Below are 13,902 nucleotides of genomic sequence, written 5' to 3'. Positions count from 1 at the left end.
ATGGAGCGGGAAACGAGTCTCGAACTCGCGACCTCAACCTTGGCAAGGTTGCGCTCTACCAACTGAGCTATTCCCGCTCTGATATTTGTTGCTTCGTATATCGAAGAAGACGCAATTATTATGGATTTAATCGCGTGCGTCAAGTGTTTTGTTTTTATTTTTTTAAAAAATTTATTTGAATTCTTTCCATGCCATTTTCAGGTAGTAGCACATTGACCAGATGGTCAATACAGATGCTATAAACATCAATATGTTACCAATGAGATAGAAAGGATCGCTATATTTGTCTGTGCCGATAAGCAAAAGGAAGATGGCGATCATTTGGGCAGTGGTTTTGAATTTACCGATGGTTGCCACGGCAACGCTGCCGCGTTTGCCCATTTGTGCCATCCATTCGCGCAAGGCGGAAATGGTAATTTCCCGGCCGATGATAATCATGGCGAAGATGGCGTATGTTCTGCCAAGGCTGACGAGCAGGAGCAGGGCAACTGCGACCATGAGTTTGTCGGCAACGGGGTCGAGGAATGCGCCAAAGTCGGAAGTTTGTTTCCAGCGGCGTGCCAAAAAGCCGTCGAACCAGTCTGTAATAGCGGCAAGTGCAAAGATGATGGCGGCTGTCCAGTTGACGGTTTGTGGTTGAATCCATGTGTTCGGTAAATAGAATAGGATGGTGAACACGGGGATTAATAGGACGCGCATCCAGGTAAGTAAAATAGGTATGTTCCAAGGCATGGTTTGGGATCTTTTGGATGATGTGTCGGGTTGTTCATTATAGCTTATTTGTTCACTCTGCTTTTTGAAGTGTTGTTTTTTTGCCGACAAGTATCTCGGGCATAGGTTTTTGTCGTGTGGGTTGTGAAGAAAATCTGCTAAGGCCGTCTGAAAAATAGGCTGTTGCGGGGTGTAAATGTTTTTGGGTAGAAAAGTAGCTGCGAAATAGTGGGCAATAAGGTCTGCCTGCTGTTCGATATTTAATTGGTTGATGTGGGGTAAGGGGATGGGGTAGGCGTAAGCTTTGCGTTTTCTGTATCCGCCTTTGAGCATGATGAATAGGCCGGAAAGCCAAACTTTGTGACCGCGCTGGTGTTGCCAGACATGTGTCAGCTCATGAATCAGCCAAATTTTGTAGGCTATGCCGGCTTGAGTGAAATCTTCGGGGCAGTGTTTACGCGGAAAGTATATGTTTCCATTGGGCGCAATGGCGGTATTGGCGTTGGGTATAAGTGGAATGCCGCGATATATTTTGATGCGGTGGAAGTTTATGCTGTCCGCAAAAACTTGTTTTGCCATACGGACTTCATTTTCGGTCAGTCTGCGCCAATCGGAAAAAATCATATTTGGAAGGGAATATAAAAGGGTATGAAGATTTCAGGCCGTCTGAAAGGTTTCAGACGGCCTGGGTCGGGATTTATTGTTCTGTTGAAGCGGCTTGTTTGCCGTTGTCGAACAATTTGTCCATAGGCGTCAAGTTGACTGCATTGCCTTGGCTGACTATCCATTTGTTTTCAACACGCCATACGCCTGAGGCATCTTCAACGCGTAAGTACCAATGATTGGTTGGGCGTAAAGGTTTAAAGACGGCTTCGTATTCCATGCGGCCGTTTTGCGGTTCGGCTGTTACGGCGCGCAGCTTGACGGTTTGGTCATCGGCTTTGCGTGTTGGGTGCATCAACAATAGGTTTAATGGCTGTTTGGTATCGAATTGTCCGCTGACGAATACTTTGGCGGCATTCATATCCGGACTGATTAAGACCTGCACCTGAATTTGCCGTTTAACGGCTTCTTCATCGCGGTGAAGTTGGATTTCGATGTGTTTGCCGTCTTTGTAGTAATCGTCAGACACCAAGTCTGTCGTATGTTCTTTTGCGACGAAGAACATGGAAACGCTGGCGATAACGACGAAGATGGGGCCAGCCATCAGCACCCAGGGCCAAATATGTTTGTACCAAGGTTTGATTTTGGGTTGTGGGGACACCGTTTATTCTCCGATAAAGGTTGCTTTTTCTTCTAAAGTAGTCGGTTTGGAGTCAGCAGAGCCGGTCTCGTGATAGATAAAGGTAAATTCAATCGGATGGCTGCCTTTGTCGGCGTATTCGGGAATGGTAGATACCTGTACCGGGATGGTAACGGTTTCCCGCGGCGCAATTTTAATACCGTTTTCAGGCAGGCCGGTCAGCGCGATTTCATCAAAGCCTTTGACGGTTGCAGTCATCAGTTGTTCATTTTCACTATTGTTGATAATGCGCAGGTTATAGGCATTTTCCAACCAGCCTTGGCTGTTTTCGCGAACCATGACGCCACGGTCTTTCAGGATATCGACTTCGACCATTTTTCGGGTGGAAATGCCGACCAGGAAGGCGATGATGACCACCAGGAGTACTGCGCCATAACCAGCTACACGCGGACGTTTCAAGCGTTTTTTGATGTCGCTTTCAGGGTATTCGTGTTCCAACGCGCCTTCGGTCGTATAACGGATTAAGCCGCGCTCGTAGCCCATTTTGTCCATGATTTCGTCGCAGGCATCGATACACGCCGCGCAGCCGATACATTGGTATTGCAAACCGTCGCGGATGTCGATACCGACGGGACAGACTTGCACGCACATGGTGCAGTTGATGCAGTCGCCCAAGCCGCTGTCTTCTTTGTTGGCGGTTTTCTTGCGTGCGCCGCGCGGTTCGCCGCGTTCGGTATCGTAAGAAATAATCAGCGTGTCTTTGTCAAACATTGCACTTTGGAAACGTGCATACGGACACATATGCAGACACACTTTTTCGCGCATGATGTGGGCGAAGAAGAAAGTCATGAATCCGTAAAATGCTGCGGCAAACATTGCGCCGCCGCCTGCTGCTCCGGTGAATAAATCGGGAATAAATTGGCGGATCGGGATAAACCAGCCTGCAAAAGTGATACCTGTCCATGCGCAGACAAGGAAAATCAGCAGGTATTTGGTGGCCTTAATGCGAATTTTAGTAAAGTTCCAAGGCGATTTTTCCAGTTTCAGGCGTTTGTTTCTATCGCCTTCGACCAAGTTGTCGATCCACAGCATAATTTCGGTGTAAACTGTTTGCGGGCATGAATAGCCGCACCACAAACGACCGGCAATGGTTGTCCACCAAAACAATCCGAATGCGCAAATCATCAGCAGCAAGGCAAGGTAGATCAAATCGCCCATGCCCAGCGACAGTCCGAAAATGAAGAAATGACGGTCAGGGATATTGAATAAAACCGCCTGACGGCCGCTCCAGTTGAACCATGGAATAACGTAAAATACAAACTGGGTCGCCAATACGGCGGCGATACGCAGTTTGGCAAAGCGTCCTTCTGCCTTTTTAGGATGGATGCGTTCGCCTTCGGGATGGATTTGAATCACGCTGGATTTGGGTTTGGAAGGTTTGGGCGCAGTGGCTTTTGCTGTTTTTTCTGTTGAGGGTGTGGTGTTTTCAGCTTGGTTTTCTGGTGACATTTCAGTGTTCCTTGATGAAGTGCACACAAGCCTGTTGTCATGGTAGTAGTTTGATGTGAATATTTTCAGACGGCCTTTCGCGTGCATACAAATCATAACATTTGACTCTATTCAAAGCAAAAGAGGGACTTCGTCTTAACGATGGATTCCTTGTGGCCGTTTGATGTAGGGCCGTCTGAAAAGGGCAGTATTCAAAGGTTTACGAATCAGCCTGTATGCAAACTTATAGTGATTTGCTATTTACACGATAAAAATATATAAAGCACTGTTTCAAAACGAAATAACAGTTAATATCATCTATCCTGTTCGTTTCGGGCAACCGAGTGGAAACAGGCCGTCTGACAAAGCGAATATCAAAAGCTATCCTTGAAAGCACGGCTGATTCAGGCGATAATCGGCACACCTTTTTTCATATTTCCAATCTTGTCCAAGGAAGGTCAAACCATGTCTCAACTGGCAAACGCAATCCGTTTCCTCTCAGTCGATGCCGTACAAAAAGCCAACTCAGGCCACCCGGGTGCGCCTATGGGTATGGCGGAAATGGCAGAAGTGTTGTGGACGAAGTTCCTCAATCATAATCCGGCTAACCCGAAATTCTACAACCGCGACCGTTTTGTCCTCTCCAATGGTCATGCTTCCATGATTCTTTACAGCCTGTTGCACCTGACCGGCTACAACGTTTCTATTGATGATCTGAAAAATTTCCGCCAACTGCACAGTAAAACCCCCGGCCATCCTGAATATGGCTACACCGACGGCGTGGAAACCACGACCGGCCCATTGGGACAAGGTATTGCCAACGCTGTGGGCATGGCTTTGGCCGAAAAAATCTTGGCTGCTGAATTCAATAAAGACGGTTTGAACATCGTTGACCACCACACCTACGTCTTCATGGGCGACGGTTGTATGATGGAAGGCGTATCGCATGAAGCCTGTTCGCTTGCCGGTACTTTGGGCTTGGGCAAACTGATTGTTTTATATGATGACAACAATATTTCCATCGACGGTAAAGTGGACGGTTGGTTTACCGAAAATATTCCGCAACGCTTTGAAAGCTACGGCTGGCATGTGATTCCAAATGTAAACGGTCATGATACTGATGCCATTCAGACGGCCATTGAAGCGGCCAAAGCCGAAACCGGCAAACCTTCCCTGGTTTGCTGCAAAACCTTAATCGGCAAAGGCAGTGCCAACAAAGAAGGCAGCCATAAAACCCACGGTGCGCCTTTGGGTGCGGACGAGATCGAAGCCACGCGCAAACATTTGGGTTGGGCTTATCCTGCGTTTGAAATCCCTCAAGAAATCTATGCTGCATGGGATGCAAAAGAAAAAGGCGCGAAACTTGAGGCCGAATGGAACGAGCTCTTTGCTCAATATCAAGCCAAATACCCTGCCGAAGCCGCAGAATTCGTGCGCCGCATGGATAAAAAACTGCCGGAAAACTTCGATGCTTACGTTCAAGCTGCATTGAAAGAAGTGTGTGCCAAAGCAGAAACCATCGCCACTCGTAAAGCCAGCCAAAACAGTATCGAAATCTTGGCAAAAGAGCTGCCTGAATTGGTGGGCGGTTCTGCCGACTTGACCCCGTCCAATCTGACTGACTGGTCAAACAGCGTTTCCGTTACCCGAGAACACGGTGGCAACTACATTCACTACGGCGTGCGCGAGTTCGGTATGGGCGCAATCATGAATGGCCTTGCCCTGCATGGCGGTGTTAAACCATTCGGCGCGACTTTCCTGATGTTCAGCGAATATGAGCGTAATGCCTTGCGCATGGCTTCGCTGATGAAAATCAACCCTGTATTTGTGTTTACCCACGATTCCATCGGTTTGGGTGAAGACGGTCCGACCCACCAACCTATCGAGCAAACTGCCACTCTGCGCCTGATTCCAAATATGGATGTATGGCGTCCATGTGATACCGTTGAATCTTTGGTAGCGTGGTCTGAAGCCGTTAAAGCGGCCGATCATCCGTCCAGCCTGATTTTCAGCCGTCAAAACCTGAAATTCCAAGCGCGTGATGAGCAACAACTGAACGACATCAAACGCGGTGCTTATGTAATCAGCGAAGCTCAAGGTAATGCGCAAGCTATTGTAATTGCTACCGGTTCTGAAGTTGAATTGGCTCTGGAAGCACAAAAAGTATTGGCAGAACAAGGTATCGCCGTACGTGTCGTTTCCATGCCGTCTACCAATGTATTCGACCGCCAAGACGCCGCCTATAAAGCCGCCGTTCTGCCGGAAGGTTTGCCACGCGTAGCCGTAGAAGCCGGACATGCCGACGGTTGGTATAAATACGTCGGTTTGAACGGTGCCGTGGTCGGTATCAACCGCTTCGGCGAGTCTGCACCTGCTGACTTGCTGTTCAAAGAATTCGGCTTTACCGTAGACAATGTGGTTGCCACTGTTAAATCCGTTTTGTAAATCAGATTTTTGATTGAGATAAAAAGGCCGTCTGAAATTCAGACGGCCTGAGACCTTTGCAAAATTCCTTTCCTCCCGACAGCCGAGATCCAAACAAAGATTTTCGGCTGTTTTTGTTTCAAATATCCACTGATTCTACCCAAATTCCCCCTTAATCCCCCTTGGATACCTGATTAATCAGGTATCCGGCCACCTTTTAGGCAGCAACAGGCGCACTTAGCCTGTTAGCCGCTTTCAACAGGTTCAAACACATCGCCTTCAGGTAGCTTTGTGCACTCACTTTAATCAGTCCGAAATAGGCTGCCCGCGCATAGCGGAATTTACGGTGCAGCGTACCGAAACTTTGTTCGACCACATAATGGGTCTTCGACAAATATCGGTTGCGTTTGGTTTGCGCTTCCGACAGCGGATGTTTGCGGTGAGCTTTGCGCATAATGCCGTCCTGCAGTCGATGCTCTTCCAGATGTTGCCGGTTTTCCTCACTGTCATAGCCTTTGTCGGCATAGACGGTCGTACCTTTGGATAATCCTTCCAATAAAGGCGACAGGTGTTTGCACTCATGGGTATTGGCGGGGGTAATGTGCAGTTTCTCGATATAGCCTTCCTCATCGGTACGGGTATGTTGTTTGTAACCGAGTCTGTATAACCCGTTTTTTTTTATCCAACGGGCATCGCTGTCTTTACTCGGTGCGGTTTGGCCGCTGACTTGTCCTTCTTCATCGACTTCTATGGCCTGGCGCTGTTTGCTGCCGGCGGTCTGGATAATGGTGGCGTCAACGACGGCGGTGGATGCTTTCTCTACTTTTAAGCCTTTTTCGGTCAGTTGGCGGTTGATCAGTTCCAGCAGTTCGGACAGCGTGTCATCTTGCGCCAGCCAGTTGCGGTAGCGGCATAAGGTGCTGTAATCGGGGATGCTCAGTTCGTCAAAACGGCAAAACAGGTTGAAATCGATGCGGGTGATGAGGCTGTGTTCGAGTTCGGGATCGGAGAGGCTGTGCCATTGTCCGAGCAGGACGGCTTTGAACATGGACAACAGGAGATAGGCGGGACGGCCGCGGTGGTCTCGGAGGTAACGGGTTTTTTGACGATTCAGGTATTGTTCGATCGGCTGCCAATCAATCACCTGATCCAACTTCAATAGCGGGAAATGGTCGATGTGTTTGGCAATCATGGCTTGTGCGGTTTGCTGAAAGAAAGTACTCATGAGAAATCCCCTAAATGTCTTGGAAGGAATTTAGGGGATTTGGGGGAATTTTGCAAAGGTCTCAAATTATTAGATATTTTGCTATTTATGACCACTATTCGGCGACTGACAAAAAAGCCCGCGTAGGGCGCGGGCTTAGGGTAAAAGCGGATTTTATACCTCTTTTACAGGGGTAGCGGCGGTAGTGCTTTTCACCAAATCGACTGCGTGCTGGCAGTTTTGCTTGCTGGTGTAGCCTTGGCCCTGAGCGATGATTTCATGGTTGGCTGCTTTCAAATGCCAACGGTATTCGCCTTTTGCGTCTTTATAGATTTCAAAATACATAAGGTTTCTCCTATGAATGAGTACATGTTTTCTTACCGCTTTGACGGCAAGTCCTGGTCATTGAGCATTTGGGCGGACGGCCCTGAAGAAGCCCGGGCAAAATTTCGGGCTGCACGGGAAAATGCGCAGTATGACGGCGAAGTTGTAACAAAGATTTATACATTTGTAAATATTTCGTGGGTTAAGAAGTTGTACAGACGGATAAAATATTTAATGGGTATCAAAGAATGACCTACCGTGAATTAGTTGAACGTCAGTTGGCTGTGCGCCATGCCGATTTGGAATTGGGCTTAAGCCGCTCCCGCGAACAAGAATAGATGAGAATTGGATGTTAATTACAAAAAAGGTCGTCTGAAAACGGAAATTTCGTTTTCAGACGACCTTTTGCCTTTATCCGTCAAACCGCTGCTGCTTCAGGTTTGGCTTTGTTTTTCTTGAATTTCAACACGGCTTCTTCTTTTGCCGCATCCCAGTCTATCAGCACGAAGCCACCTTCGGCGAGTTTACCGAACAGGAGTTCGTCGGCGAGCGGTTTGCGGATTTTTTCCTGAATCAGGCGGTTCATCGGGCGTGCGCCCATTTGCGGGTCGAAACCTTTTTCCGCCAGATAGTTGCGCAATGCCGGCGTGAATTCGGCTTCGACTTTTTTGTCGAGGAGCTGGTGTTCGAGCTGAAGCAGGAATTTGTTCACAACTTTTACGATGAAGGGTTCGGACAAGGGTGCAAACGGGATAATCGCGTCCAAGCGGTTGCGGAACTCGGGCGTGAAGAGTTTGTTGATCGCCTGCATTTCGTCGCCGCGTTCGCGCTTGGCGGTAAAGCCGAGGCTGGGGCGGCTGAGGCTTTCCGCGCCTGCGTTGGTGGTCATAATCAGGATGACGTTGCGGAAATCGGCACTCTTGCCGTTGTTGTCGGTCAGTTTGCCTGCGTCCATGACTTGCAGGAGGACGTTGAAAATGTCGGGGTGGGCTTTTTCGATTTCGTCCAAGAGCAACACGCAATGCGGCTGTTTGTTGACGGCTTCGGTCAAAAGGCCGCCCTGTTCGAAACCGACGTAGCCTGGTGGCGCACCGATGAGGCGCGATACGGCATGGCGTTCCATGTATTCGGACATATCGAAGCGTTGCAGCGGTACGCCCATCGAGTAGGCAAGCTGTTTGGCGACTTCGGTTTTGCCGACGCCGGTCGGGCCGGAGAAGAGGAAGCTGCCTATGGGCTTGTCGGGTAGGGCAAGGCCGGAGCGCGACATTTTGACGGCGGCAACCAGCGCGTCGATGGCGTTTTCCTGACCGTAAACCATGTTTTTCAAATCGCGGCCGAGGAATTGCAGCACTTGCTTGTCGTCGTGCGATACGGTTTTTTCGGGAATCCGTGCAACTTTGGCGATGACGGTTTCGATTTGCGCTTTGCCGATGACTTTTTTCTGTTTGGATTTGGGCAAAATCCGTTGCGCCGCGCCTGCTTCGTCCATCACGTCGATGGCTTTGTCGGGCAGGAAACGTTCGTTGATGTAGCGGGCGGAAAGTTCGGCGGCGGCTTCGAGCGCACCTTGCGTATAGCGCACTTGGTGAAAATCTTCAAACATCGGTTTCAAGCCGCGCAGGATTTGCACGGTTTCGGCGACGGTGGGTTCGACCACGTCGATTTTTTGGAAGCGGCGGCTTAAGGCGTGGTCTTTGTCGAAAATGGTGCGGTATTCGTCGTAAGTGGTTGCGCCGATACAGCGCAGCGAGCCTTTCGCCAATGCGGGTTTGAGCAGGTTGGATGCGTCCATTGTGCCGCCGCTGGTGCTGCCCGCGCCGATGATGGTGTGGATTTCGTCGATAAACAAAATGGCGTGCGGGATTTTTTCGAGCTGTTTCAAGACGGATTTGACCCGCGCTTCAAAGTCGCCGCGGTATTTCGTGCCTGCCAAAAGCGAACCCATATCCAGCGCGTACACTTCGGCTTCCTTAAGCGCGTCGGGAATGTCGCCGTTGACGATTTGATGTGCCAAGCCTTCCGCCAGCGCGGTTTTACCCACGCCAGCTTCGCCTACCAAAAGCGGATTGTTTTTGCGGCGGCGGCACAGGATTTGCACCAACCGTTCCATTTCGTGTTTTCTGCCGATTAAGGGGTCGATGCGGCCGGCTTTGACTTCGGCGTTGAGGTTGACGGTGTAGTCGGAAAGTGAGCCGGTTTTTTGTTCTGCTTCCTCACCCTCGCGTCCCAGGCCGTCTGAATCATTGCCGTCTTCATCATCGGGCGAGCCATGGGCAATGCAACGCAAGACTTCAAAGCGCGTAATGGATTGCAATTTGAGGAAATAAACGGCATGGCTTTCGGATTCGCTCATCATGGCAACCAAAATATCCAAAGGCTCTACTGCGGCTTTGCCGGCAGACTGGGTATGCACCATCGCCCGTTGGATGACGCGTTGGAAGCCCAATGTCGGTTGGGTTTCGACCGTATCCAGAAGATGATCGGGAATTTGCGGCGTATTTTCGGCCACGCTGGCGGCCAGCTGCTCGGACAGGACTTTCAAATCCGCACCGCACAGTTTCAAGACGTTCGGCACAGCCGCATCTTCTTCTATCAGCACCAAAAGCAGGTGTTCCAAGCTGATAAACTCATAACGCGCGTTGCGTGCTTCACGGTAGAGCAGTTGCAGGATGTGTTCCAATTCGGGTGAAAGCATGGTTTAAACCTCTTCGACTATACATTTGAGCGGATGCCCTTCAGCTTTGGCGCGTTCCATGACCTGATGTTGCTTGGTTTGCGCAATATCGCGCGTGTAGGTGCCGCACAGGCCTTTGCCTTCGTGGTGCACCAGCAACATGACGGCCACGGCCTGTTCCTGTGCAAGCATAAAGACTTCGGTCAGGATTTCGACGACAAATTCCATGGTGGTGTAATCGTCGTTCAATAAAAATACGCCGTAACGTTTCGGCGGCTGTGTGTTGATATCGCTGAGCAGGGTATCGGATTGGTGGTCGGTATTCGGATGGTTCATAATCTTAGGTTTCAGTTTTCAGACGGCCTGTTTTAGAGTGTAAACCGTTTTCTGTTGTATTTCGGCCAATTTTTTCTATTTTCCCACTTTTTTGAAAACATAGCTTGACGTTTTGTCTTAACAAATGTAAAAAGACGGTTAAGCAGAAGTTGGCACTCGACCGCGTAATAAAAACGGGGGAGAAACGCTGAACGTTTTAGTTTGCTGTATGCCTTGTTTTGCTGATTTTGTTAATTTTTAAGTATAGGAAGTTTCTAATGGCAACCGGTATCGTAAAATGGTTTAACGACGCTAAAGGTTTTGGTTTCATCACTCCTGACGAAGGCGGCGAAGATCTGTTCGCTCACTTCTCAGCGATCAACATGGAAGGTTTCAAAACCCTGAAAGAAGGCCAACGCGTGTCTTTCGACGTAACCACCGGCCCTAAAGGCAAACAAGCTGCTAACATTCAAGCTGCTTAATCAAATGCGCGGCATAAGCCGTAAAATCATGGCGGGGTTTCCCGCCATTTTTTATGGGCGTTCGAGTTAAAAATTATGAATCCAAATTCATCTTATCAAAATGCTTTAAACCAGTTGGACGAGCTTATCCGTCATTTCCGCAGCGAAGGCGAGGTCAGCTGCGCCGTTGCCGAGCGTGAAGACCAAATTTTGATCCGCCTTGCCGATTTGAAACTGGATTTGCGTCCTGAAGATGAAAAAGCCATTGCCGATATAGACCGCTTTTACCGCCGCCATGTTTTAAGCGAATAAACGTTTCAAAACCGTTTGCCGTTTTATTTTTTAAGCATGCCTGATAAAATAGGCCGTCTGAAAAGTTTGTAAAGAATCAGCACAATGAGTATTGCCAATAATAAAAAAGCCTTTCACGATTTCTTTATCGAAGACCAAATCGAAGCCGGTATAGTATTGGAAGGATGGGAAGTCAAAGCCATCCGCGCTGCACGCGTGCAATTAAAAGAAAGCTATATCTACTGGAAAAAAGACGCATTTTATTTGGTGGGCTGCCACATTACCGCATTGCCCACTGCCTCGACACACGTCAAACCCGACCCTGTCCGTCCGCGTAAGTTGTTGTTGAAGCAATCGGAAATCAATAAGTTAATCGGCAAAACCGAACGTGCCGGTTATACGATTGTGCCCTTAAACCTGCATTACACCCGCGGTAGAATCAAAGTGGAAATCGGTTTGGCCAAGGGTAAGAAACAGCATGACAAACGCCAAAGCCTGAAAGAAGCGGATTGGAAGCGTGAGAAACAGCGTTTGATGAAAAACGTACGTTGATTTTTTCAGACGGCCTTTGTATAAAGGCCGTCTGAATATTTATTGTTTGAACATTTTAAAAGGAAAACAGATGAAAACCATGATTTTAGCGGCGGCTTCAGCCGTATTGTTGCTGGGCGCGTGTTCCACTACGGAACAAAGAGTATTGAAGCCTGAAGAGCTGACCAGCATCAAACATGTCTGCATCATTCAAAATGCAAAAGTAAGACCGCATGATTTGGATCGTGCTTTGTCCAAAGCTTTGGCAAAACGCGGCATTGGCAGCACGATTGTAACTGCAGACAACCGCGGCAAACTGTATGATTCTTCTTGCCCGTATAACCTGCGTTACAAAACCAAAGGCAATAACGAAATCTTGCGTAAAGGCGTATTTGTGTTGAGAAGCACCAAGTACGCGGTTTCTACGGTCAGCTACTCTTTGAACGATGAAAACCACTTCCGAACCAATCCTGATTTGGTGAAACAGGCCGAAGGCGTTGTCGCTAAATTGTTGGAAAAAAACAGCAAATAAAAGCCAGAATAAAAAACCGGCTTGCCGTGATATGGAGAATATCGGGCAAGCCGGTTTTATTTTCAGACGGCCTTAAATGGATTTGATTTTTTCCCAAAGGGTTTTGACCGTACCTTGATAGTAAGTATCGGAAGTGCAATAGACTGTTTCTAAAGCACATTGTCCTTGAGAGCCGTATTTTTTGATGCACTGGCTCAAGGCAATTTGATGCACGTTTTTGAAGCGCGGAGATGTAATGGCCACTACGTTTTGAGCAGTCAATTTGCCCATGGCTTTAGGGTAGGCAACCGCGATACAGGTATTGTGCAGTGGGACAACCGTTTTGCAGCCTGTTGCTTGGCCTGCGCCAATACCGGCTAAGGCATCTTGGCCTTTGCAGAATGTTTCGAGTTCGGCTGTCGCGTCCAGTTGGGTGGCATTTTCTTTGGTGGTTTTGATTTGCAGCGCTTCATTGCTGTCGGCTGGGTTTTGCCACATGGCCAGGTAGCCGTAAGTATCGGCAGCCAGGGCGGCAGGAGTCAGTGCGCAAAGGATAAGTGTCGTTAGTGTTTTTTTCATGTTTGTTCCCTGTTTGTTGGGTATTTGTTGTCATTATAAAGCAAAAGTACTTATTTGATATAAATTTGCCATTAAAATGAAATTCAGTGTGGCAAACAGATAATAGGCCGTCTGAAATTTCAGACGGCCTGTTGATGATGTTTCAAAGAATAGGGCGCAGTTTTAGAGATTCATGCGCCGTGGCGGTCGAGCCAACGTTCGGCATCAAGTGCGGCTTGGCAGCCGGAAGCTGCGCTGGTGATGGCTTGACGGTAGGTATGGTCTTTGACGTCGCCTGCCGCCCATACGCCTTCGATATTGGTGGCGCCGACATTGTCGCCGGTGCCGCCTTTGGTTTTCAAATAGCCGGTTTCGTCCATATCAAGTTGGCCTTTGAAGATGTCGGTGTTGGGTTTGTGGCCAATGGCGATGAAGACGCCTTTGACGGAGATTTCTTCAGTGCCGCCGTCATTGTGTTTCAGGCGTGCACCGGTAACGCCGCTTTCGTCGCCCAAGATTTCATCAACCGAGCTGTTGAGCTTGAGGATGATTTTACCTTCTTCAACCCGTTGCATCAGCTTGTCCACCATGATTTTTTCGGCGCGGAAGCTGTCGCGGCGGTGAATCAGGGTAACGGTGTTGGCGATATTGGCAAGGTAGAGGGCTTCTTCCACAGCGGTATTGCCACCGCCGACTACGGCAACATCTTGTTTTTTATAGAAGAAACCATCACAAGTTGCACAGGCGGAAACGCCTTTGCCGGCAAAGGTTTCTTCGCTTGGCAAACCTAAATATTTGGCGGATGCGCCGGTAGCAACAATGAGTGCATCGCAGGTGTATTCGCCCATATCGCCTTTGAGGGTAAACGGACGGTTTTGCAAATCAACGGTGTGGATTTGGTCGAAAATCATTTCAGTGCCGAAGCGTTCGGCATGAGCTTGGAAACGGGCCATCAGTTCCGGACCTTGTACGCCTTCTGCGTCGGCAGGCCAGTTGTCCACTTCGGTGGTGGTCATCAATTGTCCGCCTTGCTCAACGCCGGTAATGATTACAGGGTTAAGGTTGGCACGGGCGGCATAGACGGCGGCAGTATAGCCGGCAGGGCCGGAGCCGAGGATGATGAGTTTGTGATGGTTGCTCATGATGGTTTCCTTGCTGATAAAT

Annotated in this window: 15 protein-coding genes and 1 tRNA gene; 6 read left to right on the top strand and 10 right to left on the bottom strand. The window is 48.9% G+C overall.

From position 1 onward, the window contains the following. Position 1: 1 nt before the first annotated feature. From ACTHTK_RS02235 to ccoG, 4 genes are all read right to left on the bottom strand, one after another. Positions 2-77 (bottom strand) — tRNA-Gly (locus ACTHTK_RS02235). A 94-nt stretch (positions 78-171) separates the two neighbouring features. Beyond that, positions 172-732 carry a CDP-diacylglycerol--glycerol-3-phosphate 3-phosphatidyltransferase gene (gene pgsA, locus ACTHTK_RS02230; RefSeq protein WP_296116745.1) on the bottom strand — a complete coding sequence of 187 codons (561 nt, stop codon included), beginning with the start codon at positions 730-732 and terminating at the stop codon, positions 172-174. Positions 733-1,408: 676 nt separating this feature from the next. Then, a complete protein-coding gene (locus ACTHTK_RS02225) occupies positions 1,409-1,975 on the bottom strand; it encodes a FixH family protein (protein ID WP_039862483.1) in 567 nt (188 codons plus the stop codon). 3 nt (positions 1,976-1,978) lie between these two features. Further along, positions 1,979-3,463 carry a cytochrome c oxidase accessory protein CcoG gene (gene ccoG / locus ACTHTK_RS02220; protein WP_107723458.1) on the bottom strand — a complete coding sequence of 495 codons (1,485 nt, stop codon included), beginning with the start codon at positions 3,461-3,463 and terminating at the stop codon, positions 1,979-1,981. A 444-nt stretch (positions 3,464-3,907) separates the two neighbouring features. Between ccoG and tkt the strand changes: the two genes are divergently transcribed. Further along, the gene (gene tkt / locus ACTHTK_RS02215; protein ID WP_440378303.1) at positions 3,908-5,887 is read left to right on the top strand and encodes a transketolase; all 1,980 of its coding nucleotides are present in this window, start codon (positions 3,908-3,910) and stop codon (positions 5,885-5,887) included. A 196-nt stretch (positions 5,888-6,083) separates the two neighbouring features. Here tkt and ACTHTK_RS02210 read toward each other — a convergent pair whose 3' ends face one another. Next, complete coding sequence (locus ACTHTK_RS02210) at positions 6,084-7,091, bottom strand: IS5 family transposase (protein WP_107723456.1); 1,008 nt, start codon at positions 7,089-7,091, stop codon at positions 6,084-6,086. Between the two features lie 153 nt (positions 7,092-7,244). Then, entirely contained in the window at positions 7,245-7,415 is a 171-nt protein-coding gene (locus ACTHTK_RS02205) for a YegP family protein (protein ID WP_107723455.1), read from the bottom strand. A 12-nt stretch (positions 7,416-7,427) separates the two neighbouring features. Here ACTHTK_RS02205 and ACTHTK_RS02200 point away from each other — a divergent pair, with 12 nt between their 5' ends. Then, positions 7,428-7,646 carry a hypothetical protein gene (locus ACTHTK_RS02200; protein ID WP_107723454.1) on the top strand — a complete coding sequence of 73 codons (219 nt, stop codon included), beginning with the start codon at positions 7,428-7,430 and terminating at the stop codon, positions 7,644-7,646. Between the two features lie 166 nt (positions 7,647-7,812). Here the strand turns inward: ACTHTK_RS02200 and clpA are convergent, their stop codons facing one another. Together clpA and clpS are read right to left on the bottom strand one after the other, a co-directional pair. Beyond that, positions 7,813-10,092: an ATP-dependent Clp protease ATP-binding subunit ClpA gene (gene clpA / locus ACTHTK_RS02195; protein ID WP_440378302.1), complete on the bottom strand. Its 2,280-nt coding sequence runs from the start codon at positions 10,090-10,092 to the stop codon at positions 7,813-7,815. A 3-nt stretch (positions 10,093-10,095) separates the two neighbouring features. Further along, entirely contained in the window at positions 10,096-10,407 is a 312-nt protein-coding gene (gene clpS / locus ACTHTK_RS02190; RefSeq protein ID WP_003679561.1) for an ATP-dependent Clp protease adapter ClpS, read from the bottom strand. A gap of 257 nt (positions 10,408-10,664) precedes the next feature. On the opposite strand from clpS, the gene ACTHTK_RS02185 reads away from it, so the two are divergent. From ACTHTK_RS02185 to ACTHTK_RS02170, 4 genes are all read left to right on the top strand, one after another. Beyond that, the gene (locus tag ACTHTK_RS02185) at positions 10,665-10,868 is read left to right on the top strand and encodes a cold-shock protein (protein ID WP_002217533.1); all 204 of its coding nucleotides are present in this window, start codon (positions 10,665-10,667) and stop codon (positions 10,866-10,868) included. 75 nt (positions 10,869-10,943) lie between these two features. Then, positions 10,944-11,159 carry a hypothetical protein gene (locus tag ACTHTK_RS02180; protein WP_003746135.1) on the top strand — a complete coding sequence of 72 codons (216 nt, stop codon included), beginning with the start codon at positions 10,944-10,946 and terminating at the stop codon, positions 11,157-11,159. 84 nt (positions 11,160-11,243) lie between these two features. After that, positions 11,244-11,690 carry an SsrA-binding protein SmpB gene (gene smpB / locus ACTHTK_RS02175; RefSeq protein ID WP_003679566.1) on the top strand — a complete coding sequence of 149 codons (447 nt, stop codon included), beginning with the start codon at positions 11,244-11,246 and terminating at the stop codon, positions 11,688-11,690. Positions 11,691-11,760: 70 nt separating this feature from the next. Continuing rightward, positions 11,761-12,201, top strand: a complete 441-nt coding sequence (locus tag ACTHTK_RS02170; RefSeq protein ID WP_003682952.1) for a hypothetical protein — start codon at positions 11,761-11,763, stop codon at positions 12,199-12,201. Positions 12,202-12,273: 72 nt separating this feature from the next. Here the strand turns inward: ACTHTK_RS02170 and ACTHTK_RS02165 are convergent, their stop codons facing one another. Beyond that, positions 12,274-12,759, bottom strand: coding sequence for a DUF4189 domain-containing protein (locus tag ACTHTK_RS02165; protein ID WP_254344777.1), 486 nt, complete (start codon positions 12,757-12,759; stop codon positions 12,274-12,276). 170 nt (positions 12,760-12,929) lie between these two features. Then, positions 12,930-13,880, bottom strand: coding sequence for a thioredoxin-disulfide reductase (trxB, locus tag ACTHTK_RS02160; protein ID WP_049348440.1), 951 nt, complete (start codon positions 13,878-13,880; stop codon positions 12,930-12,932). Between the last annotated feature and the right edge of the window lie 22 nt (positions 13,881-13,902).

This window comes from Neisseria sp. P0006.S009 (assembly GCF_051962915.1).
Classification (GTDB): Bacteria; Pseudomonadota; Gammaproteobacteria; order Burkholderiales; family Neisseriaceae; genus Neisseria; species Neisseria subflava_E.
Note: the sequence above shows the minus strand (reverse complement) of the source record. Positions and strands in the feature narration are given on the sequence as shown.